General features: G+C 54.7%; 2 tRNA genes and 1 rRNA gene. All 3 read right to left on the reverse strand.

Going from position 1 to position 311, the window contains the following annotated elements:
• A tRNA-Asp gene (locus M3205_RS25355) sits at positions 1–59 on the reverse strand.
• A gap of 11 nt (positions 60–70) precedes the next feature.
• Positions 71–144, reverse strand: a tRNA-Met gene (locus M3205_RS25360).
• A 41-nt stretch (positions 145–185) separates the two neighbouring features.
• Positions 186–302: ribosomal RNA gene (gene rrf, locus M3205_RS25365) — 5S ribosomal RNA — on the reverse strand.
• Between the last annotated feature and the right edge of the window lie 9 nt (positions 303–311).

Consider the following 311-nt stretch of genomic DNA (forward strand, 5'->3'; position numbering starts at 1 on the left):
GACGGGACTCGAACCCGCGACCTCCTGCGTGACAGGCAGGCATTCTAACCAACTGAACTACCGGACCAGATTGCGGGGGCAGGATTTGAACCTGCGACCTTCGGGTTATGAGCCCGACGAGCTACCGAACTGCTCCACCCCGCGATAATAATATTTATGTGATTTTTTATCACAAATTTTGTTTCGCCCGGCAGCGTCCTACTCTCACAGGGGGACAGCCCCCAACTACCATCGGCGCTGAGAAGCTTAACTTCCGTGTTCGGTATGGGAACGGGTGTGACCTTCTCGCTATCGCCACCGGACTATTTGGT

Source organism: Cytobacillus firmus, from assembly GCF_023715565.1.
In the GTDB taxonomy this organism is placed as follows: domain Bacteria; phylum Bacillota; class Bacilli; order Bacillales; family Cytobacillaceae; genus Cytobacillus; species Cytobacillus firmus_C.